This is a genomic window from Ensifer sp. R-19, from assembly GCF_049905105.1.
In the GTDB taxonomy this organism is placed as follows: Bacteria; Pseudomonadota; Alphaproteobacteria; order Rhizobiales; family Rhizobiaceae; genus Ensifer.
Genome location: NZ_CP184569.1, coordinates 2,526,627 through 2,552,483, shown reverse-complemented (window position 1 = coordinate 2,552,483; position 25,857 = coordinate 2,526,627). Strand labels below are relative to the sequence as shown.

26 protein-coding genes are annotated in these 25,857 nt (G+C 62.5%); 11 read left to right on the top strand and 15 right to left on the bottom strand.

Features of this window, described 5'->3' with window-relative positions; translation table 11 throughout:
• Positions 1–8: 8 nt before the first annotated feature.
• Positions 9–929: an extensin family protein gene (locus ACN9MO_RS12545; protein ID WP_112994336.1), complete on the bottom strand. Its 921-nt coding sequence runs from the start codon at positions 927–929 to the stop codon at positions 9–11.
• Between the two features lie 399 nt (positions 930–1,328).
• Between ACN9MO_RS12545 and ACN9MO_RS12540 the strand changes: the two genes are divergently transcribed.
• From ACN9MO_RS12540 to ACN9MO_RS12530, 3 genes are all read left to right on the top strand, one after another.
• Complete coding sequence (locus ACN9MO_RS12540) at positions 1,329–3,434, top strand: TonB-dependent receptor domain-containing protein (protein ID WP_425985066.1); 2,106 nt, start codon at positions 1,329–1,331, stop codon at positions 3,432–3,434.
• Positions 3,435–3,557: 123 nt separating this feature from the next.
• Positions 3,558–3,602 (top strand): trpE operon leader peptide TrpLE, encoded by a 45-nt coding sequence (trpLE, locus tag ACN9MO_RS12535; RefSeq protein WP_192494823.1) that lies wholly within the window; start codon positions 3,558–3,560, stop codon positions 3,600–3,602.
• Between the two features lie 112 nt (positions 3,603–3,714).
• Positions 3,715–5,904 (top strand): anthranilate synthase, encoded by a 2,190-nt coding sequence (locus ACN9MO_RS12530; protein WP_112994338.1) that lies wholly within the window; start codon positions 3,715–3,717, stop codon positions 5,902–5,904.
• A gap of 97 nt (positions 5,905–6,001) precedes the next feature.
• Here ACN9MO_RS12530 and ACN9MO_RS12525 read toward each other — a convergent pair whose 3' ends face one another.
• Entirely contained in the window at positions 6,002–6,928 is a 927-nt protein-coding gene (locus ACN9MO_RS12525; RefSeq protein ID WP_058321153.1) for a LysR substrate-binding domain-containing protein, read from the bottom strand.
• Positions 6,929–7,105: 177 nt separating this feature from the next.
• On the opposite strand from ACN9MO_RS12525, the gene ACN9MO_RS12520 reads away from it, so the two are divergent.
• From ACN9MO_RS12520 to queF, 3 genes are all read left to right on the top strand, one after another.
• Positions 7,106–8,680, top strand: a complete 1,575-nt coding sequence (locus ACN9MO_RS12520) for an MFS transporter (protein ID WP_113133464.1) — start codon at positions 7,106–7,108, stop codon at positions 8,678–8,680.
• A 125-nt stretch (positions 8,681–8,805) separates the two neighbouring features.
• Positions 8,806–9,723 (top strand): cation diffusion facilitator family transporter, encoded by a 918-nt coding sequence (locus tag ACN9MO_RS12515; protein WP_113133449.1) that lies wholly within the window; start codon positions 8,806–8,808, stop codon positions 9,721–9,723.
• 151 nt (positions 9,724–9,874) lie between these two features.
• Positions 9,875–10,339: a preQ(1) synthase gene (gene queF / locus ACN9MO_RS12510; protein ID WP_057253061.1), complete on the top strand. Its 465-nt coding sequence runs from the start codon at positions 9,875–9,877 to the stop codon at positions 10,337–10,339.
• Between the two features lie 20 nt (positions 10,340–10,359).
• On the opposite strand, the gene ACN9MO_RS12505 is transcribed toward queF, so the two are convergent.
• Together ACN9MO_RS12505 and ACN9MO_RS12500 are read right to left on the bottom strand one after the other, a co-directional pair.
• Positions 10,360–10,875: a chloramphenicol phosphotransferase CPT family protein gene (locus tag ACN9MO_RS12505; protein ID WP_162727965.1), complete on the bottom strand. Its 516-nt coding sequence runs from the start codon at positions 10,873–10,875 to the stop codon at positions 10,360–10,362.
• An 11-nt stretch (positions 10,876–10,886) separates the two neighbouring features.
• Positions 10,887–11,465, bottom strand: coding sequence for a HupE/UreJ family protein (locus ACN9MO_RS12500; protein ID WP_057254325.1), 579 nt, complete (start codon positions 11,463–11,465; stop codon positions 10,887–10,889).
• Between the two features lie 238 nt (positions 11,466–11,703).
• Here ACN9MO_RS12500 and ACN9MO_RS12495 point away from each other — a divergent pair, with 238 nt between their 5' ends.
• Together ACN9MO_RS12495 and leuA are read left to right on the top strand one after the other, a co-directional pair.
• The gene (locus tag ACN9MO_RS12495) at positions 11,704–12,291 is read left to right on the top strand and encodes an ATP-dependent Clp protease proteolytic subunit (RefSeq protein WP_057253064.1); all 588 of its coding nucleotides are present in this window, start codon (positions 11,704–11,706) and stop codon (positions 12,289–12,291) included.
• 409 nt (positions 12,292–12,700) lie between these two features.
• Complete coding sequence (gene leuA, locus ACN9MO_RS12490) at positions 12,701–14,410, top strand: 2-isopropylmalate synthase (protein ID WP_057253066.1); 1,710 nt, start codon at positions 12,701–12,703, stop codon at positions 14,408–14,410.
• A 112-nt stretch (positions 14,411–14,522) separates the two neighbouring features.
• Here leuA and ACN9MO_RS12485 read toward each other — a convergent pair whose 3' ends face one another.
• The 5 genes from ACN9MO_RS12485 to ACN9MO_RS12465 form a co-directional block, all read right to left on the bottom strand.
• Complete coding sequence (locus ACN9MO_RS12485) at positions 14,523–14,903, bottom strand: DUF6481 family protein (RefSeq protein ID WP_057253069.1); 381 nt, start codon at positions 14,901–14,903, stop codon at positions 14,523–14,525.
• Between the two features lie 37 nt (positions 14,904–14,940).
• The gene (locus ACN9MO_RS12480) at positions 14,941–15,165 is read right to left on the bottom strand and encodes a hypothetical protein (RefSeq protein WP_057253071.1); all 225 of its coding nucleotides are present in this window, start codon (positions 15,163–15,165) and stop codon (positions 14,941–14,943) included.
• Between the two features lie 184 nt (positions 15,166–15,349).
• Positions 15,350–15,559: a cold-shock protein gene (locus ACN9MO_RS12475; protein ID WP_053248201.1), complete on the bottom strand. Its 210-nt coding sequence runs from the start codon at positions 15,557–15,559 to the stop codon at positions 15,350–15,352.
• Positions 15,560–16,038: 479 nt separating this feature from the next.
• Entirely contained in the window at positions 16,039–16,866 is an 828-nt protein-coding gene (locus tag ACN9MO_RS12470) for an anti-sigma factor family protein (RefSeq protein ID WP_057253074.1), read from the bottom strand.
• Positions 16,867–16,869: 3 nt separating this feature from the next.
• Positions 16,870–17,388 carry an RNA polymerase sigma factor gene (locus tag ACN9MO_RS12465; RefSeq protein ID WP_057253076.1) on the bottom strand — a complete coding sequence of 173 codons (519 nt, stop codon included), beginning with the start codon at positions 17,386–17,388 and terminating at the stop codon, positions 16,870–16,872.
• A gap of 375 nt (positions 17,389–17,763) precedes the next feature.
• Here ACN9MO_RS12465 and ACN9MO_RS12460 point away from each other — a divergent pair, with 375 nt between their 5' ends.
• Positions 17,764–18,621: a DUF3313 domain-containing protein gene (locus ACN9MO_RS12460; RefSeq protein ID WP_162727966.1), complete on the top strand. Its 858-nt coding sequence runs from the start codon at positions 17,764–17,766 to the stop codon at positions 18,619–18,621.
• 88 nt (positions 18,622–18,709) lie between these two features.
• Here the strand turns inward: ACN9MO_RS12460 and ACN9MO_RS12455 are convergent, their stop codons facing one another.
• Positions 18,710–19,261 (bottom strand): tetratricopeptide repeat protein, encoded by a 552-nt coding sequence (locus ACN9MO_RS12455; RefSeq protein ID WP_057253080.1) that lies wholly within the window; start codon positions 19,259–19,261, stop codon positions 18,710–18,712.
• Between the two features lie 235 nt (positions 19,262–19,496).
• On the bottom strand, positions 19,497–20,399 hold the full coding sequence (locus tag ACN9MO_RS12450; RefSeq protein WP_425985054.1) for a metallophosphoesterase family protein: 903 nt from the start codon (positions 20,397–20,399) through the stop codon (positions 19,497–19,499).
• Positions 20,400–20,470: 71 nt separating this feature from the next.
• On the opposite strand from ACN9MO_RS12450, the gene ACN9MO_RS12445 reads away from it, so the two are divergent.
• Positions 20,471–20,980, top strand: a complete 510-nt coding sequence (locus tag ACN9MO_RS12445) for an NUDIX domain-containing protein (protein ID WP_057254327.1) — start codon at positions 20,471–20,473, stop codon at positions 20,978–20,980.
• Between the two features lie 28 nt (positions 20,981–21,008).
• Here the strand turns inward: ACN9MO_RS12445 and ACN9MO_RS12440 are convergent, their stop codons facing one another.
• On the bottom strand, positions 21,009–21,986 hold the full coding sequence (locus ACN9MO_RS12440) for a glutathione S-transferase family protein (RefSeq protein WP_057253083.1): 978 nt from the start codon (positions 21,984–21,986) through the stop codon (positions 21,009–21,011).
• Between the two features lie 259 nt (positions 21,987–22,245).
• Between ACN9MO_RS12440 and ACN9MO_RS12435 the strand changes: the two genes are divergently transcribed.
• A complete protein-coding gene (locus ACN9MO_RS12435) occupies positions 22,246–22,791 on the top strand; it encodes a GNAT family N-acetyltransferase (RefSeq protein WP_057253085.1) in 546 nt (181 codons plus the stop codon).
• Between the two features lie 89 nt (positions 22,792–22,880).
• Here the strand turns inward: ACN9MO_RS12435 and ACN9MO_RS12430 are convergent, their stop codons facing one another.
• Genes ACN9MO_RS12430 through ACN9MO_RS12420 form a run of 3 tightly spaced genes read right to left on the bottom strand, consistent with a single transcriptional unit; the run spans position 22,881 to position 25,853 of the window.
• A complete protein-coding gene (locus ACN9MO_RS12430) occupies positions 22,881–23,303 on the bottom strand; it encodes a GNAT family N-acetyltransferase (RefSeq protein ID WP_112994345.1) in 423 nt (140 codons plus the stop codon).
• 10 nt (positions 23,304–23,313) lie between these two features.
• Positions 23,314–23,787 carry a GNAT family N-acetyltransferase gene (locus ACN9MO_RS12425; RefSeq protein WP_057253089.1) on the bottom strand — a complete coding sequence of 158 codons (474 nt, stop codon included), beginning with the start codon at positions 23,785–23,787 and terminating at the stop codon, positions 23,314–23,316.
• The gene (locus ACN9MO_RS12420) at positions 23,784–25,853 is read right to left on the bottom strand and encodes a hypothetical protein (RefSeq protein ID WP_093233988.1); all 2,070 of its coding nucleotides are present in this window, start codon (positions 25,851–25,853) and stop codon (positions 23,784–23,786) included. The genes ACN9MO_RS12425 and ACN9MO_RS12420 overlap by 4 nt, the downstream gene beginning before the upstream one ends.
• Positions 25,854–25,857: the final 4 nt, after the last annotated feature.

Here is a 25,857-nt window from a genome sequence, read left to right as displayed (position 1 = left end):
ATCCCCGCCTAGCGGCAATAGCGATAGTCATTGCGCCGATCGATCACGTCGAGATGCAGGTGGGTTTCGTGGGCGGCGTCGCTGCCGGGATCGAGCACAGTCTTGAAATACAGGCAGGCGGAGGCGGTGACCGCGCGCTGGAAGGCGCCGTCCATCGTGCCATCCTCGTCGCGCGGCTGGATGGCGATCGTCGTTCCGTCGCTCAAGCGGAAGGACGCGATGTCGACGGCGTTGCCGTGGGCATGTTCGGAGATCTTGCCTGACGTTGCATTGTTGCGCAGGCGGCAGATATAGGTCGACGCTTGGTTCAGCGCCTTGATCTTGATGTTCTTGTCGAAGGCGACCTCGGCAGCCGGCTGGGCGGCTTCCTTTGTCCAGCGTGCCAGCGCCAGCGCCGTTTCGCACCGCATCACTCCCTTCGGCGCGAGCGTAACGTCGGGCAGAATGCTGGTGACCTCCAGTGGCTTGTCGATGCCGCAGCCCTTGCCGTCGTCGATGCGCTTGGCTTCGACAAACGTCGCGCCAACCGCTTTCAGGTCGGCGAGGCACTTGGCATATTCGGCAGCATTCTCCGTCTCGACCGGTGGATAGACGATTGGCGCCGGTGCGGGCTTGGCATCCTTCTTCTCGTCGGCGCGCTGGTCCTTTTCGTCCGCCGGCAGCTTCTTGTCCTTTGTCGATTGCTCGTCTCCATCCGCCTGCTTCGGCTGCGGAACGGGCTGTTCGCCGTTGGCTGCCGTCGGCCCTTTCTCCGTCGCGCCCTTGCCGTCGTCCGCCGGTGCCGCCGGCTTCTTGTCGGGTGTGGGAACAGCCTCTTCCGCTCCTGCATCCGTCGGCGGCTTTTCTATCGGGATGGGGCCGTGTTTCGGCAGGCTGGCGCCCGTCAGGATCAGGAGTGACAGCAGGATCAAGGGGAAAGAGCGACGCATCCAGTACCTTTCTCACTGCCCGCGCGGCGGGCTTTGAGCGGAGGGAACGCGCAGAACCGGATCTGGTTTCATGAGATCGCGATGTTTTGGTTGGAATCGACCAAATCATAAACGTGACCGATTCCAATAAATTAGAGCGGGATGCGGGCGGAAGGCCGCATGCACTTTTCCTCGTCCGCTCCAACTCTCCGGCAAAAGCGTTGCAGTTCGGCAACGCCTCGAATTGGCACGACCCCACAAATTGTGGGGAGTATCTTTGTATGTTGACAATTATACTCATGTTTTTTATGCGGCATAAATGAGGCGACGACATGTCGCAACGCCCAGAACGCGCCCAGCCAGCCCCTTGAGTTTGCCGCTCAACAGCAAGCCCGGCCTCGAACCTCAAAGGATTGGTCCATGCTCACCCGGCATCGTCGCCAGGCCCTGTTGGCTTGCACGACAACTCTTGCAATTTCAGTCGCTACCGTCGCATTCGCCCAGAGTTCGACAAACCAGGCAAAGCCGGAAGAGAAAAAGGCCGAGGAGACCAAGAAGGGCGAAACCTACCTGTCGCCGATCGTTGCCAAGGGCTCACGCACCGCTGACCCCTATGCGAAGGCCGGCCCGGTCAGTGTCGTCACGTCCGACCAGATCGACCTGCAATCCGGTCTCGAGACCGACGACCTGCTGCGCGGCGTTCCCGGCACGTCAACCGCCAACAACCCGCAGAACCCGGGCGTCGCCGTCAACATCCGTGGCTTCGAGGGTTCCGGCCGCGTCAACATGATGATCGACGGTGTGCGCCAGAACTTCCGCTTCACCGGCCATGAAGCCCAGGGCCTTGCCTATTTCGATCCGGCATTCCTTTCCGAGATCGACGTCACCCGCGGTGCCGTCACCGGTGTCGGCGGCGGTGCTTTGGCCGGTTCGGTCAACTTCAAGACCTACGACGTCGAAGACCTGATCCTGGACGGCAAGAACTACGGCGGCATCGCTTCTGCCACCTACGGCAGCAACGAGGCCGGCTGGTCGGAATCTTTGATCGGTGCCTATCGTTTCAACGACGTCTTCTCGGTGCTCGGCGGCATCAGCAAGGCTGATCCCGGCAACTACGACAACGGCAACGGCGTAACGGTGCCTTACACCGAGGAAGACCTGCTTTCCGGCCTGTTGAAGTTCGAGGTGACTCCGGATCAGGACCACACCTTCAAGCTCACCGGCATCACCTATGACAACGACTTCTTCGCGAACTCCTACTTCCAGAACGTGAAGAACCAGACCGTTTCGGCCAGCTATTCCTACACGCCGGACAACGAACTCATCGATTTCCGGGCCAATGCCTATTGGAACCGGCTGAAGATGAAGTACGACACCGATGTTCGCGGTGGCGGCACGGCGGCCGGTCGCCGCATCACCGACACGGGCAAGGGCTTCGATATCTCGAACACCTCGCTGTTCGATCTCGGTGAGGTTGCCGTCCGGGCGAACTACGGCGTCGAATATTTCCGCGACGACTATGACGTCATCAACAGCACGGCGCGCCCGTCTGGCGGCGTCAACGGCAGCGGCACCAATGCCACGACCGGCGTCTTCAGCAACACGACCTTCACCTATGGTATCGTCGATCTGACGGCCGGCCTGCGGTGGGATCACTTCAGCCTCGATGGTTCCGGCGCCGTGGTGCGAGGCAACCCGATCGGCCTGCCGGCGGGTCCCTACACGGTCGACAAGTCCGACGGCCGTCTCAATCCGAGCGTCACGGTCGCGCTCAACCCGACGGACTGGTTCCAGCCCTACGTGACCTACGCCGAGACCTCGCGTTCGCCGACCGTCAACGAGACCTTCGCCGGCGGCACGCACCCGGGTACGACCGGCCAGTCGTTCTTCCCCAATCCGTTCCTCGAGCCTGAAATCTCGAAGGGCTGGGAAATCGGCGCGAACTTCACCTTCGACGGGCTGCTCGATCCCAGCGACAGCCTGCGTGTGAAGGCGAACTACTTCCACAACCGCATCGACAACTACATCACCGCAGCGCTGCTGGGTGGTGGTCGCCAGATCTTCTTCGTCAACAATCCCGGCACCTCGACGGTGCAGGGCTTCGAACTCCAGGCGGCCTACGATGCCGGCTATGTCTTCGGTGATCTCGCCTACACCTACACCGACAGCAATTTGCCTTCCCAGGTGAACGGGTTCGGTGTCCAGAGCTACCTGCCTGATAACATCATCAGCGCAACGCTCGGTGCGCGCTTCCTCGAAGACCAGCGCCTGACGGTCGGCACGCGGCTCTATGCGGTGTCGAACGCATTCGTCGGCGAGATCAACCGCACGCCGCCGAACGTTCCGGGCTATGGCCTCGTCGACCTCTTCGCGAACTACAAGTTCGAGAACGGCTTCGAGGTGACGGCGACGGTGACGAACCTGTTCGACAAGACCTACACGCCGTCGTCGAGCACGATTGCAGGCAGCACGATCGATACGGGCCGCGGCCGCACCTTCCTGGTTACGGCGAAGGCGAAGTTCTGATAGGATCAGATCAACTCCAGTCGGGCGGCTCGCAAGAGCCGCCTCTTTTTTTGATCGATCCGTGATATCCGGCGCGGCTTTCCCGCTTGCGCAAGGCATCAACCCACGCTAACACTTTCGCCCATGGAAAATGCACGCAACATTTCGACCTGGTGGTGGGCTCGCTGAAGCGGCCTTGACCAGTCATGCGTGATTGAGAGATGAAGCCGCCCGGAGATTTCGAGGCGGCTTTTTTCATGTTTGGGCCGCTCAAGGACCGGGCTTTTACGGAGCGAGGCGAATGGCAACGGTAATTCTCGAGGGCGGAGCGGAGAGCTACACCACCAAAGGCGGCATCGTGGTGACGCGCAGGCGACGCGAAGCCTCCTATACGCAGGCGATCGCGAGCTATGTGGACAAGCTCGATGAACGCCGCGGCGCGGTGTTTTCCTCCAACTATGAATATCCCGGCCGCTACACCCGTTGGGACACGGCCGTCGTCGATCCGCCGCTCGGCATTTCCTCGTTCGGCCGCGCGCTCTGGATCGAAGCCTATAACGACCGTGGCGAAGTGCTGCTGTCGATCATCGCCGAGCAGCTGAAGACAGTCGCGGACATCACCCTCGGCGCCTCGACCAGCCGCCGCCTCGATCTGACGATCAATCAGCCTGACCGCGTCTTCACTGAGGAAGAGCGCTCGAAGATGCCGACGGTGTTCAGCGTGCTGCGCGCCGTCACCAATCTCTTCCATTCGGCCGAGGACGCGAGCCTCGGCCTTTATGGCGCCTTCGGCTACGATCTCGCCTTCCAGTTCGACGCGATCGACCTGAAGCTCAAGCGTCCCGACGACCAGCGCGACATGGTGCTGTTCCTGCCGGACGAGATCCTCGTCGTCGACCACTATGCCGCCAAGGCCTGGATCGACCGCTACGATTTCGCCAAGGATGGCAAGACGACCGAAGGCAAGGCGGACGAGATCGCGAGCGAACCATTCCAGACAGTCGACAGCATCCCGCCGCATGGCGACCATCGCCCCGGCGAATACGCCGAGCTCGTCGTCAAGGCGAAGGAGAGCTTCCGCCGTGGCGATCTGTTCGAAGTGGTGCCCGGCCAGAAGTTCTTCGAGCGCTGCGAGAGCAAGCCTTCGGAAATCTCCAATCGGCTGAAGGCGATCAATCCGTCGCCCTATTCCTTCTTCATCAATCTCGGAAACCAGGAATATCTGGTCGGCGCTTCGCCGGAAATGTTCGTTCGCGTTTCCGGCCGCCGCATCGAGACCTGCCCGATCTCGGGTACGATCAAGCGCGGCGACGACCCGATCGCCGACAGCGAGCAGATACTGAAGCTCTTGAATTCCAAGAAGGACGAATCCGAGCTCACCATGTGCTCGGACGTCGACCGCAACGACAAGAGCCGCGTCTGCGTGCCCGGCTCGGTCAAGGTCATCGGCCGCCGCCAGATCGAGATGTATTCGCGCCTGATCCACACGGTCGACCATATCGAAGGGCGGCTGCGCGACGATATGGATGCCTTCGACGGCTTCCTCAGTCACGCCTGGGCGGTGACGGTCACCGGTGCGCCGAAGCTTTGGGCCATGCGCTTTATCGAAAGCCATGAGAAGAGCCCGCGTGCATGGTATGGTGGCGCGATCGGCATGGTCGGCTTCAACGGCGACATGAACACGGGCCTGACGCTGCGCACGATCCGCATCAAGGACGGCATCGCCGAGGTCAGGGCAGGGGCGACGCTGCTCTACGATTCAAACCCGGAAGAAGAAGAAGCCGAAACCGAACTGAAGGCCTCCGCCATGATCGCTGCCATTCGCGATGCGAAATCCGCCAACGCCGGCAAGGCAAGCCGCGACGTTGCGGCGGTCGGCGCCGGCGTCAACATCCTGCTCGTCGACCACGAAGACAGCTTCGTTCATACGCTCGCGAACTATTTCCGCCAGACTGGGGCAACCGTCACGACGGTACGCACGCCGGTCGCGGAAGAGATCTTCGATCGCGTCAAGCCGGATCTCGTCGTGCTTTCGCCAGGACCCGGCAATCCGAAAGATTTCGACTGCAGGGCAACGATCAAGAAGGCGCGGGCCCGCGAACTGCCGATTTTCGGCGTCTGCCTCGGTCTGCAGGCGCTTGCCGAAGCCTATGGCGGGGACCTGCGCCAACTCGCGATCCCGATGCACGGCAAGCCGTCGCGCATCCGCGTGCTGGAACCGGGCATCGTCTTCTCCGGTCTCGGCAAGGAAGTGACCGTCGGGCGCTACCACTCGATCTTCGCCGATCCGTCGAGCTTGCCTAACGACTTCATGATTACAGCTGAAAGCGAAGACGGCACGATCATGGGTATCGAGCACACCAAGGAACCGGTGGCTGCAGTGCAGTTTCACCCGGAATCGATCATGACGCTTGGCGGCGACGCCGGCATGCGGATGATCGAGAACGTCGTGGCGCATCTTGCCAAGCGCGCCAAGATCAAGGCCGCCTGAGCATTCCCGCATTCGGGCGATGCTGACGTTGGGAAGATCTTGACGATATTGAAGAACCAAGGGGCCGCTTCCGTCATGGAGGTGGCCCTTTTTGTTCCTACCGTGTCGCCTGAATGGCTGGCGCGCGCTCGCAGCGATCGGCAAAAAGCCGCTCGCCCAGGAAATCGACGAACACGCGCACCTTTGGCGATAGATGGCGGTTTGACAGCCAGAGGAGGTGAAACTGTCCGGGAGCGTCGAGATAGGCGTCGAGCACCGTGCGGAGCCGGCCGTCACTGAGTGGCTGGCGCGCGAGGAAATCCGGCAGGCAGCCGATGCCGAGACCGCTGAGGACGGCGCCGCTGAGCGCCTCCATGTTGTTGCTGGTGAGCACGGTCTTGATCTGCGGTCCGGGTCCGTCTGAGGGCATGGCGATCGGCCATTCCTGCAGCTTCCGGCTGTTGGGAAAACGGAAGCGGATCGCATGGTGCCCGTCGAGGTCACGCGGGCATTCGGGTGTGCCGTGCCGATCGAGATAGGCGGGGGCGGCGCAGAGCAGAAGCTGGAACGGTCGCAGCGCCCGGGTCATCAGCCGGGAATCCGGCAGCACGCCGCTGCGGACGGCGACGTCGACTTCCTCGTCGATCAGATCGACGATGCGATCGTTGAAGTCGAGGTCGAGCTCGATTTCGGGGTGGCGCCGCACGAACTCCGGCAGCACCGGTAACAGCAGATGGTAGCTGACGATCGGCACGCTGACACGCAGCCGTCCGCGCGGAACGGCCACCGCCTCGGCCAATGAGGCTTCTGCATCGTCGAGGTCGTCGAGAATGCGGCGGCAGCGCTCGTGAAAGAGGCGTCCCTCCTCGGTCAGCCGGATACTACGGGTCGAGCGCTGCAGCAGGCGCACTCCGAGCTGCTTTTCGAGAGCAGTGACTGCCTTGCCGACCGCGGAGGCGGACAGGCCGAGCACGCGCCCAGCGGCGACGAAGCTGCCGAGATCGGCGGTGCGCACGAAGGCGGTCAACCCACTCAGGCGATCCATTGCTGACTTCCTATTCGAGCGTTCTGTTCCGGTATGCCTGTCCTCTTGGCACAATTCTCAGCCGATTATGGCGAAACTATCCTGCATTCGTCAATCGATGCCCAAGCGGCGGACGTCCAGCTGCAGGTTTCCAGGAAGTCTGTGTGGGTATCTCCTTTGCTCCAACGGATGGACGATATGAGAGAAAAGTTCAAAGACGGGCGCGGACGCCGGTTCGTGCTGCTCGCGGTTTGCTGCGCGGCGGCTGCGATGCCGCTCACCTTCACGGGACCAGCCGTGGCGTTGCCGGCGATCAGCCGCAGCCTCGGCGCCGATCCGATCGCGCTCAATTGGGTCACCAATGCCTTCATGCTGACCTTCGGCAGTTCGCTGATGGCGGCAGGCGCAGTTGCCGACAGTTTCGGTCGCAAGCGCGTCTTCCTCGGCGGACTTGCTGCCTTCCTGCTGTTCTCGGCTGCTCTGGCATTCGCCGGCAATATCGTCTGGTTCGACGTGTTGCGAGCGCTTCAAGGGATAGGCGCAGCCGCCGCCTTCTCCGGCGGCATGGCCTCGCTCGCCCAGGAGTTCGAAGGAAACGAGCGGCTGAGAGCCTTCAGCCTCGTTGGCGCCAGCTTCGGCGTCGGCCTCGCCTTCGGGCCAATCGCCTCGGGCCTCATGGTCGAGGCCTTCGGGTGGCCCGCGATCTTCCTGCTCGTCGTTGCTCTCGCTGGCCTGGCGCTGGCACTTGGAGCGGTTTTGATGCGGGAGACGCGGGATCCGGATGCCACGGGCCTCGACTGGAAGGGAGCTGCGAATTTCACCGCGGCGCTGACTGCGCTCACCTTCGGCATTTTGCAGGCACCGGAAAGCGGCTGGAGCCACCCTCTCGCGGTCGCCATGTTCGCGGCCTCCGTGCTTTTCTTCCTGGCCTTCTGGTGGATCGAGCGCTCGGTCGCGCGGCCGATGCTCGATCTGACGCTGTTTCGCTATCCGCGCTTCGTCGGCGTGCAATTGCTTGCGGCCGCTCCCGCCTATGGCTTCGTCGTTTTGCTGATCCTGCTTCCCGTGCGTTTCATCGGCATCGAAGGCATGAGCGCGGTCTCAGGTGGCCAGATGATGATCGCGATGTCTGCGCCGCTTCTGATCCTGCCGATTGCCGCAGGCCTGTTGACGCGCTGGTTCACGCCGGCAGCGATCTGTGGAGCGGGCTTGCTGATCTCGGCGGCAGGGCTCTTCTGGCTAAGCCGGTTTCCGGTGGGTTCCGAGCCGGCCGTGCTGCTCGCACCTCTGCTGTTGATAGGACTTGGCATCAGCCTGCCCTGGGGGCTGATGGACGGGCTTGCCGTCAGCGTCGTGCCGAAGGAGCGCGCGGGCATGGCGACGGGGATCTTCAGCACCACGCGCGTGGCAGGCGAGGGGGTTGCGCTCGCGATCGTGACCGCAGTTCTCTCCGCGCTCACCGCTTCGAACCTGGGGCCGGAGGCCGGCGCGAATGCCGCTGCAATGGCCCAGCGCGTCGTGACTGGCAACCTTACGGACGCAGCGCTGCTTGCACCGCAGACATCGCACGCCGTTCTCCTCCACGCCTATGGCGATGCGTTCAGTGCCTTGCTTTGGCTGCTGACTGGCATCACGGTGGCGACCGCAGCCGTCGTGTTCTTCTTCATTGGCCGGGGCAGCAAGGTTGCCGACGGCGACGAAATCGAAGCCAAGCCGTTGGCCCTCGAGGTCATTGCCTGCGGAGAAACCGGAGCCAGCCGAACCAAGCTTTGACAAGCGGGGCCCAATCGCTCATATGCTTAGCGATAGACCGCCTGCGCGAAATTCGCGCGGGCGGTTTTGCGTTTCAATGGGCTTGCGTTTGCAACTCGTTTGCATCTGCATAGGGAATGATAAAAATGTCTGCGTCCGACAACAGAACCGTCCTGCAGCTTGCCTTTTGGGGCATTCCGCTGTCTCTGGCCGTGCTGGGGCTGAAGCTTCTCGCCTGGTGGCTCACCGGCTCGGTGGCCCTTTTGTCCGATGGCCTCGAATCCACGGTCAACGTGATCGCCGCAGTGATCGCCTATCTGATGATTGGTTATGCTTCCAAGCCGGCGGATGCCGGCCATCCCTTCGGCCACCACAAAGCCGAGTATTTTTCAGCCGTCATCGAAGGCGTGCTGATTGTCGTTGCAGCTCTTTTGATCGTCTGGGAAGCGGTGCCGGCGATCATGGCGCCGGTGGTGATGGAAGCGCCGGCTCTGGGCCTGGCGATCAACTTCGCCGCGGGAGTCGTCAACGCCATCTGGGCCTATGTGCTGATCACAGCCGGCCGCAACCATCGCTCGCCGGCGCTGAGTGCCGATGGTCACCATATCCTGTCGGATGTCGTCACCTCGATCGGCGTTCTCGTCGGCCTCGTGCTTGCCATCGCGACCGGCTACGCGATCCTCGACCCCCTGCTCGCCGTCGTCGTCGCCTGCAACATCCTCTTCCAGGGCTGGATGGTGATCTCGCGTTCGATCGATGGATTGATGGACCGGGCGGTTTCGGGGGAAGAGGAAGAGGCGATCAAGCAGGCGATCGCCGCCAATGCCGCGGGGTCGCTCGGCGTGCACGATCTCAAGACCCGTCAGGCCGGTCCGGCCATCTTTGTGGACTTCCACATGGTCGTGCCGGAAGCGATGCCGGTCGGCGAGGCGCACGATATCTGCGACCGGATCGAGGATGCGATCCGTGTGGTGCATCCGGGCGCCAGGATAGCGATCCATGTGGAGCCGGAGGGCGAGAAGGCGCACGGCGTGCGCGTCAAGACGACGTCAGCGCGCCATTGAAAACACAAACGGCCGATATCGCTTGAACTGCGAGAAGATTTCCTTCTTAAGGCAGTTCTGATTTAAGGGCCGCAAACGGGGCGGGTCGGCGAGGGCGCAAGCCGGTATCGACCGAACCCACGCGCGGATGTTCTCACGGAGCAACAGGCAAATGAGCAAGACTGACGTATCTGGCCTCTCGCAATTGGGCGCGAAGGTCGACCTGCCGCAAAGCCCGGAAGAGGCGGTGCTGGAGCGGGTGCCGAGCGGCAACAAGGGCAAGGACTATCTGGTGCGCTTCACCGCGCCGGAGTTCACCTCGCTCTGCCCGATGACCGGGCAGCCGGATTTCGCCCATATCGTCATCGACTATGTGCCGGATGAGTGGCTGGTGGAATCGAAGTCGCTGAAACTGTTCCTGCACTCCTTCCGCAACCACGGCGCCTTTCACGAGGACTGCACCATCGAGATCGCCCAGCGGCTGGTCTCGCTGCTTTCGCCACGCTGGCTCCGCATCGGCGCCTATTGGTACCCGCGTGGCGGTATCCCGATCGACGTCTTCTGGCAGACCGGCAAGCCGCCGGAGGGCCTGTGGCTGCCCGATCAGGGCGTGCCGACCTATCGCGGTCGCGGGTAAGGGAAAAAGCGGGGTCTCCGCTACGGCTTGAAAGCCCGGCGTTGGCGCCAGGCATCAGCGATGCGCGCGGCAACCTGATCGGTTGGTTCGTGCGTATCCACTTCGAGGTCGTAGTTGCAGTGGGCATGCGTCTTGAGGTGAAACCGGGCTTCACCGATCGTGCGATCGCCGCGCTCGCGACGCTCAAGGTCTTCGATAGGCGCATGAACGCCGATCCAGAAGACGTCCAGATGTGCTGTCAGTTTTCTGATCTCGTCGGACCAGCTTTTCTCCTCGACGATATGCTCGACGATCAGATCGTTGCCGGCCTCGGCGAAAGCCGCAATCGAGCGGTGAAATCCGTCGAAGAACCTGTTGCGTTCGCCGCGCATCCCATGGTGCATGCCACGCTTGAGCACCCGAAAGCCGGCGTCGGCAAGCTGATCTGACGCATAGTAGCAGAAGGGCTCCGGGAGGATTTCCCGGAGCGCCTTTGCCAGCGTGGATTTTCCGGAACTGGACGTGCCGTTCAGAAAGATAATGCGTCCGTGCTGCACGTTTCCTGATCTCAGCCGAAGATCAGGGCTGCACCCGCAACTGCCGTCAGCCCGCCGAGGATGCGCGCCAGCACGTTGCCGCCGGAAAGGCGCTGAAGGGCGATGCCGAGACCGATGCCGGCTACATGAAGCGCTGCGGTCGCGCCAATGAAGCCGACCGAGAAGGCGAGTGCCCCGGCGCTGCCAAGCTCACCGCCATGGGCGTGGCCGTGGAAGAGGGCAAAGACGCCGACGATGGCCGCCGATGCAGCGGTGTCGAGGCGCACCGCCATGGCGACGAGCAGGCCGAGTGCGACCACAGAGGCCAAGATCGCCGGCTCGACGAAGGGCAGTCCGACGCCGGCCATGGCGAGCGCGAAGCCCGCCGCCATCATGGAGACGAAGGCCGTCGGCACGATCCACAGTGCCCGGCCGCCAATCTGGGCGGCCCAGAGGCCGACGGCGACCATGACGAGGATATGGTCGAGGCCGAAGAGCGGATGCGAGAAGCCGGCCGCAAACGAGCCGTTTTCTTCCGGGTTGAGGTGGGCGAAGGCCGGGGCGGCGGAAGCGATCAGCGCCGCGGCAGCAATCAGGATGCGTCTGTTCATGCGTGTCCCCATGGATCGGCGAGGCCTGGGAGGATGGCCCCGTTCTGAATGTTTGGCGCGGTTGATTTTATTGGCCTTTGTCCACCTGTCTATACGGCATTTGGCGGTAGGTGTTTTTACCATAAGCGAAGTGCGCCTTGCCGCTTTGTCGCCGCTTCGGTTTGTTGCATTGTCTTCGGCGTCGAGTCGCATTATCTGACTTTGACTGAAGACTTCATGAGACGCCGGAGAAACACGGATGTACGACAACGACGACGAGGACGACAAGAAGACCGAATTGCCGCTCGGCAAGGAAACGGAGGCGAACCTTTTCAAGTCGCGTTCGATTTTCATCTACGGCACGATCACCCAGGAACTGGCGCAGAAAGTGTGCTCGCAGCTCGTGGCGCTTGCGTCGGCCAGCGATGAGGACATCCGTCTCTTCGTCAGTTCGCCGGGCGGCCACGTTGAATCCGGCGACAGCATTCACGACATGATCAAGTTCGTGAAGCCGAAGGTCTGGACGATCGGCACCGGCTGGGTCGCATCCGCCGGCGCGCTGATTTATGTCGGCGTTCCCAAGGAGCGTCGCCTTTGCCTGCCGAACACCCGCTTCCTGCTTCACCAACCGTCGGGCGGCACCCGCGGCATGGCTTCGGACATCGAGATCCAGGCACGCGAAATCATCAAGATGAACGAGCGCCTCAACAAGATCTTCTCCGAAGCGACCGGCCAGACGGTCGAAAAGATCGCCAAGGACACCGAGCGCGATTACTGGCTGTCGGCTGAAGAGGCCAAGAGCTATGGTCTCGTGTCGCGCATCATCACCTCGGCTGCGGACATCTGAGTTCGCTTCAGCCGAACGGATATGAAGGGCACCGGCATCGCGGCGGTGCCCTTTTCTTTTGCAGCGACCTGCGCGCATTGTGCCGCTTGCTCCGGTTCGGCAAGCCGTGTATAGGCTTTGACCATGACCAAGGCTGACGCATATCGGATCGCCTCGATCCCCGCCGGACACGATGACAATCGTGCGCCGTCGCGCGCCTTCGCATCGCTTCTTCTTCTCGGCCTTACTCGCGGTTGCCGGGTTCGCTGAGGAGCGCCCGGCGGCCGAAAAGCCACGCCGGCGGATGCTCCTCGACCCCCATAGAGTTTTAGGACAAAGGCGCGCCCGCCGCGGCATTTGCCATCGCAATCCGGTCCCCGATCGGTTATGGCAATGCTGCCAGAGCGCTCAGTGATGAAGAGAAGCTGCAATGATCCAGAAGTCCCATTCCATCAAGAACGGCATGCCGGAAGCGTCGGTGAAGTATCAGCCTTACCCGCAGATCGCACTCACCGACCGCACCTGGCCGTCGAAGACGATCACCAAGGCGCCGATCTGGTGCTCGGTTGACCTGCGCGACGGTAACCAGTCGCTGATCGACCCGATGGGTCACGATCGCAAGGCCCGCATGTTCCAGCTGCTGCTCGACATGGGCTTCAAGGAAATCGAGATCGGCTTCCCCTCGGCCTCGCAGACCGACTTCGACTTTGCCCGCTGGTGCATCGAGGAGGGCAACGTCGCCAAGGACGTGTCGCTGCAGGTGCTGGTGCAGTGCCGGCCCGAGTTGATCACCCGCACCTTCGAAGCGCTCGAGGGCGCCCACCAGCCGATCGTGCATTTCTACAATTCCACCAGTGAATTGCAGCGCCGCGTGGTCTTCGCCAAGGACGTCGCCGGCATCAAGCAGATTGCCACCGACGCTGCCAAGATGATCACCGACATGGCAGCCAAGGCCGGTGGCGGCTACCGCTTCGAGTATTCGCCCGAGAGCTTTACCGGCACCGAACTCGAAGTGGCGCTGGAGATCTGCAATGCGGTCACCGAAATCGTCAAGCCGACGCCCGAAAACAAGCTGATCCTGAACCTGCCCTCGACCGTCGAGATGGCGACGCCGAACATCTATGCCGACCAGATCGAATGGATGTGCCGCAACCTCGACAACCGCGAAAACCTGATCATCTCGCTGCACCCGCACAACGACCGCGGCACCGGCATTGCCGCCACCGAGCTCGGCCTGATGGCTGGCGCCGACCGCGTCGAAGGCACGCTGTTCGGCAATGGCGAGCGCACCGGCAACGTCGACGTCGTCACCCTGGCGCTGAACATGTTCACGCAAGGCGTCGACCCGCAGCTCGACTGCTCGGACATCGAGCGGATCAAGGAAGTCTACGAATACTCCAACCAGATGGTCATTCCGGAGCGCCATCCATACGTCGGCGAGCTGGTCTATACGGCCTTCTCTGGTTCGCACCAGGACGCGATCAACAAAGGCATGAAGGCGATCAAGACGGCCAACAAGCCGCTCTGGGAAGTGCCGTATCTGCCAATTGATCCGCGCGACGTCGGCCGTTCCTACGAGGCGATCATCCGCATCAACTCGCAGTCGGGCAAGGGCGGCATCGCCTACATCCTGCAGGAGGATTACGGCATCAACCTGCCGCGCAACCTCCAGGTCGAGTTCCGCGAAGACATCCAGCGCATTACCGACGAGGAAGGCAAGGAGGTGCCCTCCAGGCGCATCCACGAGCGCTTCATCGAGCGCTATGTCGAGCAGCCGGGCGCGCGCATCAAGTTCGTCGATCACCACACCTATCCGGTCGGCGAGCACAAGGGCGTGCGCGTGGTGGCCGCCGAGATCACCGACAATGGCGAGGTGAAGCGCATCGAAGGCAAGGGCACCGGCCCGATCGACGGCTTCATCAACGCGCTGTCGATCTACCTCGGCATCGATCTTTCGGTCGCTGACTATTCCGAGCACTCACTGCAGCACGGCTCCAACGCGGCGGCCATCGCCTATGTCGAGATGGAGCATCCGGGCGGAAAACTGTTCGGTGCCGGTATCAATACCAACATCGTTGCCGCCTCGCTCGAAGCGATCGTGTCGGCGGCGAACCGCGTTCTGGAAATGAAGCGCGGCTGATCAACAAAAACGCCGCGTGCCCTCAATGGACGGGCGGCGTTTTCGATCAATCGTTGAGACAGGGCAGTCGCAGCTCGGCATGACGGCGTCATGCCGACGCGCCGGTCGCCTGTTATGCCTGCCGCGCCTTGCGGTTGGCGTAGCGCCGGTCGCGTTCGGCCTTGCGAGCGGCCTCGTCCTCGATCACGCGCGAAATGCGGCTCCGGTCAGCGGCCTCGCGTGCCTCGGTCTCGGCTCTAGCAGCGGCTGCGATGGCGGCCTCGCGCTCTGCCGCCTCGGCCTGCAAACGCTCGCGCTCCTCGGCCTTCGCCCGTTCGCGACCAGCGCGCCGTTCCTCGCGGGCCGCAGCGACTGCCTGACGCTCGGCCTGGCGGGCGAGCTGGGTCGGTTCTGCGGCTTCCTTTGCCGCGCGGTAGGCTTCAAGAAGCGCTTTCTTCGCATCGGCAGCGGCGCTGCGACGGTCGGTGAGTTCACTGTTTCTGATGTTTCTCAAGTCTCTCTTCCAGTTGAGGTGTCACCCTGACTGAAGGTCAGGTTTTTCTGACGCGTTTCGAAATGGGGGCGGCAGCACCCGCCAGACGATCTTGCAATTCCTTCGCCAGGCGTGCTTCGCGCAGGCGCGAGGTCTTCTCTTCGCGTGCCTGCACGATGGCGTCGAGTTCCTCGACTGCGCTGCCTCGGGCAAAAAATTGCGATTGCTCCTTGGCAAAGGCAATCTCGGCCCGCTGGCGCGATTTGGTGTGGGTCTCTGTCATGGGGGATCCCGATCTTACAGGCGCGTCGACGGCAGTCACGTCATTCCCGATGTGCAATGCAGTCGCGGGAACGTGCATTCGATGCGCGGAAATAAAAAAGGCCAGGCATATTGCCTGACCTTGATGGGTATCATGCTCTCGGCAGTGCCAGTACATCCGTGGTCAAGGGAGAGCCGATACCGATTCAGGCCGCCTGAAGGTTGCAGGCCGACATCTTGCCCGACTTGTTGTCGCGCTCCATGTCGTAGGAGACTTTCTGGCCTTCGACGATTTCGCGCATGCCAGCGCGTTCGACGGCGGAGATGTGGACGAAGGCGTCCGGGCCGCCGTTGTCAGGCTGAATGAAGCCGAAGCCCTTGGTGGAATTAAACCATTTAACTGTGCCGGTGGTCATGAAGAACCCTCTCATAGCATATTGAACGACCGCGACGCGGGAGCGCTGCGGATGGTGATAGCGATTTTTGAAAGGAAGGTTCGTTCAGGGCGCAGTTGCTAGATGCGCGGTAACCAAAGCTTAGCAAGCAAATATCGATTTGTCAGAGATAGAGGTAAAGTATTGCAATGTCAACCTTTGGTTTTTTCTTGCCGATTTTTGCCAATTTTGCGGGAGCTGTGACGCTCCAATTCGGACTCAATATTTGACCATGGCGATATGTGTATTTTGCGACGTGGGCGCAGGTGTAACCGTTTGGTTGCCTACACAAATTTCTGCTTGATCCAAATATGGGCGCAGGAATTATGCTCTCTGCCGAGCCGCGGCCGATGTCTGCTTTTCATGGCAGCGAAATCCGCCTTGGCAACTGGTGTTGCCAAGGGGGCGGCTCCAGAATTTTCGTGTTGGTTGCGGCAAAGCCAAGCTTTGAAGGCGTGAACTCAGATCGTCGCGGCGGCGGCCTCGGCGATATCCTGCATCCCGACATGGGCGGAAGGGCCGACGAGCACGAAGGAGGCGCCACCTCTCTGCCAGGAGACCATGCCGAGATCATCGCGGATGCTCTCGTCAAAATCGTTCGACTGCGGGCCGGTGGTATTCTTGAGGAAGCAGATCGCGAAGATCTCGCCCTCAGTGCTGCGGTAAACGAGCTGTGCCACGGGTTTGCCGTTCGCCACCAGCAGACGGGCGCCTTCGAAGGTCAGGCCCTTGCCGCCAAGCTGCGGAATCTTGAAGGGAACGCCGACGCTGGACGCAAGCCAGGTCTCGATCTTGGGGGCCTCGGAGGCGGGAACCTCGACGAGATGCTCTTTCTGGCGCGAATAGACGCGGTGGTAGTCGGCGATATCGTCCAGCCAACCGCGCGCCGCTGCCACTTCGGCCGGTTCGCCCACATTGTTTGCCGTGCCGATGACGAAGCCGGCCGAACCGCCGAGCAGCATCAGTGCAACCGATGCGGCAAGCACGCGCGGCCAGATGCGCACGTTTCTGACGTTGGCGGCTGTCGCCGTCACGCGTTCGGTTTTGGGGCTGACACCGGGACCCTGCTTGATCTGTCGCACCAGGGCCAGCGGCACGGGATCGTGCAGAAAATCCTCAAAAGCCGTATCGCCGAAGCTGCTGCCGGCTTTCAGCTTTTCGAACAAAGCCTTGGCGTCGTCGTCGCGGGCGAGAAGCGCGTCGAGTTCATTTCGTTCCGCTTCGCCGATCTCACCGTCGATATAGGCGGATAGGCGAACTTCGAGTGCGTGACCCTTTGTCTGTTGCAACGGTCAGGCCCTCCTTTCGGTATTCTCGGAGATCATGGCGGCAAGCCTGAGGCGCGCCGTCGACAGCCTGCTCATGACAGTGCCGATCGGAATGCCGAGGATGTCGGCCGTCTCGCGGTAGCTATGGCCTTCGACGTTGACCAGCAGGAACACGCTCGCCAGGCCCTCGGGCATCGAGAGGATCATCTTCTGCAACTGGTTGGCGTAGACGGCCTTTTCGGCCGAAGCCTCGATGCTGAGCTCGTCCTGGCCGAGCGCATCGACCGTGCCGCTGCCGGCGCGGACCTTGCGCTTGCGAATCTCGTCGACCCAGAGGTTGCGCGTCATCGCGTAGACCCAGCTTTCCAGCCGGCCCTCTCCGTTCCACAGGTGGCTGCGCGTGATCGCGCGCTCGCAGGCTTCCTGGACGAGGTCGTCGGCATCATTGGCGTTGCGCGTCAGCGTCATCGCGAACCGACGCAATTTGGGCAGGAGGCTGACCAAGTCGCGTCTGAAGTCCTTCGTTTCTGCCGCTGGACGCATTGCTCTTCCAAATGAAACGTGCCGGATCGTGCATTTATTCGCGGTGCGAGGCACGAGCCGGATGATATGAAACATTTGCCCCTTAGTCTGCAAGGGAAGTGCCGGAACGGAAAGCAAATTCTGCTGCTTCATAGCGTCTTTTCCCAAAAAGCTTTTGCTTGCCGGCCGCCGTTAACCAAGGGCTTCGTTACCGTAAACTGCACCCGCGCCCCGAGATCGCGTCAAAGTTCGGCCCGAATCTGGCCGGACCTCATCGCACAACTGCAAGTCGATGTCGGGGACACGCCAATGAACGCACAGCATCGTAGCAAGAGAATGAATGCCGCCCGGATCGGGGGCGGCCGATGGGGCCGAGCCCAGCTTCGACGAGGAGCCATGGCTATGCGCATTGGTGCGGTGGTTCCGCTGCTTGCGGGGCTTGCCGCATGCCAGAGCGCTCAGGTCATGGAAACCGGATCGCTATCGTCCTACAAGGATTTCGTCGCCAGCGACGGGATGGTGACCAAGACGAAGTATCGGGTGGATGCCGCCTCGACCAAGAACGTGAAGACGGTGCACGTGATCCCGACGACCTTCGCTTCCAATGCCGATCTCGACAAGCTTGGAGATCCGCAGAAGAAACTGGTGGCGACGGCGATCGACCGGTCGCTCTGCGAAGCACTGAGTGCGCAGTTCGATATCGTGCCGATATCGAAGCCGGCGGATATGGCCGTGCGCTCCGTGATCAGCAAGGTCAAATCGACAAATGCCGTTGTTGCGGGCGTGTCGACCGTCACCTCGGCGGTCGCTCCCGTTCCGGTTCCGCGCATTCCGATCGGTCTCGGAAGTCTCGCAGTCGAGGCGGAGGCTTTCGACGCGCGGGGCAAGCAGATCGCCGGGCTGACATGGGCGCGCGGTGCCAACATCCTCACCAATGGTTCCCGCGCATCGACGGCAGCCGACGCCTTTGAGCTTGCCGGAGATTTTTCGGGCGATTTCAGTGCGTTGCTGGAAAAATCGGGTGACCCGATGAAATCCGATTTCGAACTGCCTTCGATGAAGAACGTCAAGAACAGCGTCGCCTATGCGGTGACCGGAAAGCCCTCCGATCCCAATTGCGCCGTTTTCGGGAAAGGATCCGGTCTCGGCGGCATCGCCGGTGGCGCGCTCGGTCTGCCGCCGGAATGGTCGGAGAAGAAGAACGAGAGCGCGCCTATTGCAAGTGGCACCAGCGGAGGCGCCAAGAAGGGCTAGATGCCGGCGCGTCTCTTGCGCGCTCGGCGCTCTGTCGTTTGGCGCTGCGATCGGGGCGGCGCCGGGCGCCGTCCGTGCTCCCGTCGGGTCAGTACTGGCGGACGCCGCCAAGCGACTGCAACAGTGCGCGGTAGGCCCAGGTGTTTTCGCCGCCGCGATCGCGGATCTCGACGAGCTGCACGCGTGCTTCCTCGACGTGTCCCTGTTCGATCAGCGCCTGGCCCATGTAGGAGCGCGCGAGAATGTAGTTCTCGTCGGCCTGGAGCGCGCGCTTGTAGTACTGCATGCCGAGTTCCATGCGGCCGGCCTTGCGGTTGGAATAGCCGAGATAGTTGAGGACGCGGGCGCTCTTCTGGTCCTTGACCGCGCCGAGCACCTTGATGGAATTTTCATACTGGCCGGCATAGGCGAGCTCGCGGGCGGCCTGGAACAGGATATCGTCGCTGAGGTCGCTTTTCTTGGCGTTGACGCAGGCATTCTTCTTTGCGTCCCACACCTTGCCATCCGTGCATTCGCTGGTCGTCTTGGTCTTCTTGGGCGGTTCGCTGGTGTCTTCGCCGGCTGCCATCACGGCCTGCGCCATGAAGCTGGTTGCGCCGGCCACAATCAGGGCGCCAAGCAGGGCCTTTCGGTACATCATGCCATCTCCCGTTCTTCGCGCATGCCCTTGAAAGCCCGCGCGTCGTTTCAAAATGATCGCGTGTCCTTGACGCTCCGAAAGGAGGTGAGCCGCCGTCGGGCGGCTTCAGCCACGAAGCATGCCAGAAGACAATGCACACCACCAGCGGGCGGCGCACGACTGGGGTATGACGCATGAATGCGGGAAAATATTCGCTGGGCGATGAATATTCTGCGAAGTGGCCCGCCTGACGGCTTCAGAAACGCGTCGTTTCGGCGAGTGTCACCGTCGTTGCATCGCCGTTCAGCGCATAGCGTTCGCGCGTCAGCTGCCAATTGCCCGGCTCGCCGGTGATGGTGAAGAGGTTATAGGCTGCTGGCGGCTTGTGGCCGCCCGGGCCTTGCGAGGCCGAGGCGATGCCAACGACCGGGACCGGTGCATTCTGGCCCTTCAGCCAGTAGACGGTGTTGAGATGGGTGTGGCCATGGATCACGAGCTCCGCACCGCCCGAGGAAATCGTCGCGGCGAAACGGCGGATGCCGATCATGCGCTTGTGCATCGAGGCCGCGCCGCGGATCGGCGGGTGGTGGATCATGACGATGCGAAAGAGGCCCGCTTCGCCGGCGGCCCGCAGCAGGTTGACGGTCGCGCGTGCCTGCCGCTGGCCGAAATAGCCGCTTGCGGCAAAGGGGGGCGTTGCGACAGCGGTCGAGCAGCCGATCAGCGCGACCGGTCCGCGCACCCGCATATAGGGAAAGCAACGGTGCCGGTCGTGCCAATGAGCCGGCGCATCGTCGCCCCGCATGTAGGGATACCAGGCACGGGTGGTCTTTTCGTAGGCGCCCGGCACATAGGCGTCATGGTTGCCCGGAACGATGGAAATGTTCTCCGGCTTGCCGGCATCCGTCAGCCATTCGGTCACTGCCTTGATCTCAAGCGAAGACGCGAGGTTCACGAGATCGCCTGTCATCGCCAGATGGTCAGGATCCTTCTTCTCGATATCCGCCAGCAGCGTGTCGAGCGTGCCGGTAAAGAGATGCCGGCTGCGGTTGCGGTGCCAGTTGACGAAACCGGTGATGCGCTTCGACGCGAGCTCCCTTAAGGACAATTCGGGCAGGGGCCCGAGATGGACATCGGAGATATGGGCAAGTTTGAACATCGCCCCCGTCTAGCGCATATTCCGGCCGAGGGGAATCAGGTCGCCCGATGAATCGCGTGCGGGCCGAAAACATGGGAAGGACGAGACGACTGAACGAGGAACGGCCACCGGAGATGCGGCGCTGGTATCTCCGGCTCCTGATGCGGCTCGCGCATGGCTATTACGCCCTTGCGCGCGGCATGACGATCGGCGTTCGCGCTGCCTGTTTCGATGACGAGGGCCGGGTTTTTCTCGTGCGCCATTCCTATCTGCCGGGCTGGCACCTGCCGGGTGGGGGGCTCGATCGCGACGAAGCCTCGATTAACGGGCTGCTGCGGGAGCTGCGCGAAGAGGGAAACCTGGAGGCAACGGCGCCGCCGGTGCTCATCCAGGTCTACTACAACAGGCGCACGAGCCGCCGCGACCATGTCGTCTTCTACCGCTGCGACGGCGTCAGGCAGACCACGCCGAAGACACCGGATCTGGAGATCGCCGCGAGCGGCTTCTTCACGCTCGATGCGCTGCCGGAGGATACCACGCCGGCGACGCGTCGCCGGCTTGCGGAACTCGCCGGCAGCGCTGCCTTCGACATTCACTGGTAGAGGCGGTCCAGCCGCTCGAACAATCGGTCTACAGCCTCTCGCGTCCGTGCGGGGAGGTGAGGTCGAGCACCGGACCCACTGGCACGACGCCGGTCGGGTTGATGGTCGTGTGGCTGCGGTAGTAGTGCTCCTTGATGTGGCGCATATCGACGGTCTCGGCCACGCCCGGGACCTGGTAAAGCTCCCGGAGGTAACCTTGCAGGTTCGGATAGTCGGCGATCCGGCGGATGTTGCACTTGAAGTGGCCGACATAGACCGGATCGAAACGCACCAGCGTGGTGAACAGGCGCCAGTCGGCCTCGGTGAGGCGGCTGCCGGTCAGATAGCGATGCGACGCGAGGCGTTCTTCCAGCTTGTCGAGCCGGGAAAAGAGCGCGGTGACGCTCTCCTCGTAGGCGGCCTGCGTGGTGGCAAAGCCCGCCTTGTAAACCCCGTTGTTGACGTCGTTGTAGACGTCGGCATTCAACGCATCGATTTCGGCGCGCAGTTCTTCCGGGTAGAAGTCGGTCGTCGAGCCGGTCAGCCCGTCGAAGGCGGAATTGAACATGCGGATGATCTCGGAGGATTCGTTCGAGACGATGGTGTTTTGCTGCTTGTCCCAGAGAATCGGTACGGTCACGCGGCCGGAATAGTGGGCATCGGCGCGGGTATAGATCTGCCACAGCGCCTTCGATCCGAAGAGATGGTCGCCAGTGCCGATGCCGCCGTCCTTGAACTCCCAGCCCTGGGCGAGCATGAGCGGATCGACGACCGAAACGGAAATGAGGTCCTCCAGCTTCTTCAGCTTGCGGAAGATCAGCGTGCGGTGCGCCCAGGGGCAGGCGAGCGAAACATAGAGATGATAGCGACCGGCCTCCGCCTTGAAACCGCCGTCGCCGCTAGGTCCCGCGGATCCGTCTGCCGTGACCCAGTTGCGAAACTGCGAAGCGCTGCGCTTGAAATGGCCGTTCGTTGCGACGGTATCGTACCAGACGTCCTGCCAGACGCCGTCCACTAATCTACCCATCTTTAAATCTCCTTCGTGATCCTTGCGCTCATAGATAGCGCTTCCAGCGGCGTCCGATAGATGGCGAAATCCGAACAGTGCGTTTTAGACTTTGACAGCGGGCATTTTTCTGATATCGGCGATCTCACAACTTTTTTCGTGTTGGAAGAAACCGCACTGATGATGTTCTCGGGAAACCTGCGACGACGCTGATGCTGCCAACGCCCGCTTCGGGCGAAGCCATCCCTATGTCTGTTCGCATGCCTGGTTTCTCGATCCCATGAAAAAGCACGATCTCGTCTACCTGACCGAAGACGCGTCCCATGACGCAGCCATCGAAATCATCAATGAAGAAGCCTTCGGCCCCGGCCGGTTTGCCCGGGCGGCCGCGCGCATCCGCGAGCAAGGGCCGCATGATCGGTCGCTGTCCTTCATCTGTGCCGACAACGGCGAGACCATCGCTTCGGTCAGGATGACGCCTGTGATGGCAGGATCGATCAAGGGCCATCTGCTTGGGCCGCTGGCCGTACGGCCGTCGCACAAGAACATGGGTATCGGCCGGGAGCTCGTGCGCATCGCCGTCGAAGCGGCGCGGCGGCAGGGTTCGGAGGCGGTGATCCTCGTTGGCGATCCGCCCTATTATCAGCCGCTCGGTTTCGAGAAGGTGCGCTACGGTGCGCTCGAATTTCCGGGACCGGTCGATCCCGCCCGCGTGCTCGTCGTGCCGATGGCCGAGGGCGTGCATGCTGGCCTTGCCGGCACCATCGGCTGGCGGGACGATGCGGTGGCATCCGCCGTGCCGCTCGAGCTGCAGCTCGCGGTCTGAGACCAGAGCATCCCGCTTTCAGGTGGAAGGATGCTCTAGATCCAAAGTGCTAGAGCGTCCTTTGTGCGTTCAATTGAACGCACGGCGCTCTAGCCGGAGACGATCGATTTCTTCAGGAAGACCCGGGTGCGGCCGATCGGGAAATCCGGCAATTCGCCGAACGCCTCGTAGCCCTGGCGTTCGTAGGCGCGCCGGGCTTGCGGGTTGAAGGTGTCGATCCAGGCATTGTGGCAGCCGCGGCGTCGAGCTTCGTCTTCCGCCGCCTGAAGCAGCTTGCCGGCAAGGCCCTGGCCACGAAGATCCTCCGGCAGCCACAGCCATTGCACGAAGAGCCAGCCCCAGCCGGTGTAGCCGTTCAAGCCACCGCGTTGCCCCTTCGCCTCGGGACCGCCAACGAGCACGGCGAGTGGTCGCCGCTCCGACGGGCCGACATCGGCGGCATTGAAGGCCGTGAGGCCATTGCCGATCGCTTCCAGCGCCTCGGCCGGAGGCGCGTCCGTTACCTCGAACATCGAAAACCTTTCACGCACGGCGCATGCTGAAGACGTCGAGGCGATCCTCGCCCACGTCCTTTTCATCGAGCCGCCAGCCGAGGCGCTCGTAGAAGGCGCGCTTGCCGGGAAGGGCGCAGAGATGCACGGCCTCCGCGCCGGAATCGAGCGCCGCACGGGCGGCCTTCAGCACGATGTCGCCGCCGATGCCGGTGCCGCGGAACGGCGGGTCGACCCAGACGGCCGCCACCCAAGGGGTGAGATCCGGCCGCTCCTCGAGGTCCGAGGCGATCACCGAGGCGGTGCCGACGAAGCGATCTCCGGCGTGCGCCACCAGGCAAAGGGATTCTGCATCTTCGGTGAGGCTCTCCTGCAGCAGGCAGGTAATATGGCTCAGAGGAAAGCCCTGCGGTTCCCACCAGGCGCGCCAGATGCGGTCGGCCACGGCATCGAAGAAATGTGGTGTGTCGCGAAGGTCGCTGACGACGACGGTCCGTTCGGTCATCGTCCCTCGCGATACCAGGTGGCGGAGATCAGGAAGAGCAGTGCCGCAAGCCCGAGGAGGCCGGTAAACAGCGGCAGCGAGTTGATGCCCTTCAGCACGGTTTCGTCGGTCATGCGGATCGAGAGGCGCTGGTCGTCGGCCGAGCGTATCGAGCCCCTGACCGGCAGGACCGTGGGCAGATCGAGCGGCCCGTCGGCGCTTGCGAGACGCCGCACCAGTCCCTTGGTCTTCTCCGCCCACGGGCGCAACTTGTCCTCGGTCGAGATCGCCGCCTTGAACTCGGGCGCATTGGGATCGCCGACATGGGCAAGGGCCGTGAGTTCACCATTGGCCATCTCGAACAGACCGGTCTCGGTCGTGGCGAGTTCTGCCGAATAGAGACCCGGCTGGCGCTCCGTCAACTTCACGTCCTGCTTTTGACCCGAGGGTGAGACGAGCGAAACGGGACCCGGGTCGCCGTCGATCGTCTGACGGGTGATTTCCAGCGTGCGGCCCCGGGCGCGTGCCGTCAGCGCCTCTTCCTCGAGCGAGGGCTCCTGCATCAACCAATGGGCGGTGCGGCGATAGAGCGAGACATGCGGACCGCCGCCTTCAAAGCCGCGGGCCCAAAGCCAACCCTGGTCGGAGAGCAGCATGGCGACGCGGCCCTTGCCGACGCGGTTGAGCACGAGCAGCGGCTTGCCGTCGGCCGCTTCCATCACCGTATTGCCCTCAGGCCTGTCGACATCGACCGTGCGGAACCAACGGCCCCAGTGCGGCGGCTCGCTGTCGGAGCCTTCGAGGCCGCGGGTTACCGGATGTTTCTTCCCTTCCTCCGACAGGCGGGGGAAGAAGGCCTTCTCGTTCATCACACCCGTGGGTGCGGCCGGCAGCACGGCCGAGAGCGGCGTTGCGGCGATCGAATCGTCGCCGGCGTGTTCCGGCCCGGCGGCAATCAGAAGCGCGCCGCCGTTCTCCACATATTGCGCGATGTTGTCGTAGTAGAGGATCGGCAGCAGGCCACGATGCTGGTAGCGATCGAGGATGATCAGGTCGAACTCGTTGATCTTGTCGACGAACAGTTCACGCGTCGGGAACGCGATCAGCGACAGTTCGTTGATCGGCGTACCATCCTGCTTTTCCTGCGGGCGCAGAATGGTGAAGTGCACGAGATCGACCGCGGCGTCGGATTTCAGGAGATTACGCCAGGCACGCTCACCGGCATGAGGCTCGCCGGACACAAGCAGCACGCGCAGATTTTCGCGAATGCCGTCGAGCACGTGAACCGCACGGTTGTTGGTCGTGGTCACTTCGCCTGGAACCGCATCCACCGCAAATTCGAGCACGTTGTTGCCGCCGCGCGTAACCTTGAAGCTGAAGGGAACGTCGGTGCCCGGCTCGGCCCGTTCCCGGGCGATTTCGTTGCCGTTGAGGCGGATGCTGACTTCCGCGGTCCCGCCGGGTGCGGCGCCGTCGTCGACAACCCGGAACGAGAGCTTCTGCTCTTCGCCGACGATGCCGAAACGCGGCGGGTTGATGAGCTCGACGCGCCGGTCGAACTCATCAGGCTTGCCGGTGATCAGGCCATGAACCGGGGCGTCGAAACCCAGTTTGCGGCTGACATCGGGCACGTCGTGGATCTGGCCATCGGTCACGAAGATGGCGCCGCCGATGCGCGCTGGCGGAACATCGGAGAGCGCTGTCGTAAGTGTGGTGAAGAGGTTGGTCGCCGGCGAGACGCTCGCCGGATCGGTCTTGGCCTCGACGATACGCGGCTCGATGAGCGGTATCGCCGCCAGCCGCGCCTTCAGGCCCTCGACCGCACGATCGGTCTGCTCGGTGCGGTCGCCATTCTGCTGGCTCTGGCTGCGGTCAACCACGATCGCGACGATCGTCGAGAGCGGATCACGCAGTTCGACGAAGATGGAAGGATTGGCGATCGCCAGGGCGAGTGCGGCCAAGGCGAGGGCGCGCAGCCAGGCGCCGCGTATCTTTCGCCACAGACCGTAGCCGATGAACAGCGCCGCGACGATCAGAAGCGGCACGAAGAACACCAGTGGAAGCAGCGGAGCAAAACCATAAGTCATCGAT